Source organism: Embleya hyalina (assembly GCF_003967355.1).
In the GTDB taxonomy this organism is placed as follows: Bacteria; Actinomycetota; Actinomycetes; order Streptomycetales; family Streptomycetaceae; genus Embleya; species Embleya hyalina.
This window is the reverse complement of the sequence record NZ_BIFH01000057.1, coordinates 1-544: the sequence shown is the minus strand read 5'-3', so window position 1 is coordinate 544 and position 544 is coordinate 1.

The window sequence follows — 544 nt, the reverse complement described above, 5'->3', positions numbered from 1 at the left end:
CCTGTCCGAGTCGGTGGTGGGCCGCTGCCGGCGCGGGGCTCCGAGACTGGGCTTTCGGCGAGGCGGGCGTGTTGCTCACTGAAAAGCGGCCTGCAGCGGCGGACGGGGTGGGCGCTCGGGTTGGGTTCCCGGGGGTGCCTTTCCGAGTGGGTCGGGGCGTTTCGGGGGCGTTTGGAGGGGGCTGGGGTTCGAATCCGGATCGCGGTGGGTGGTTGTGGGCTTCGGGCTTCGGTGACCTGCGGTTTTGTGGGGTCGGGGTGGAAAGTCGGGTGTCGAGTGCCGGTTTCGTGTGCTCCGGCCCCCACGGCGCCGGAGCGGGACCGGAACTGCCCGATTGCCGCCGACTTGGGGCGCCGTGACCTTGCAGAGGTCGTCGAGGAGACCGAATGTGCCCAGTGGGAGCCGAATCCGGATCCCGAGGTGCCCGAAACGCCCCGCGCCCCGCGCTGACCTGCGGTTTTCCCTCACGCCGGGGCAACGGCACCCCACACCGTCCGGTTACGTGAGCTCCCGCCCCCCACGCCCCCGAAACGCCCCGGCCCCC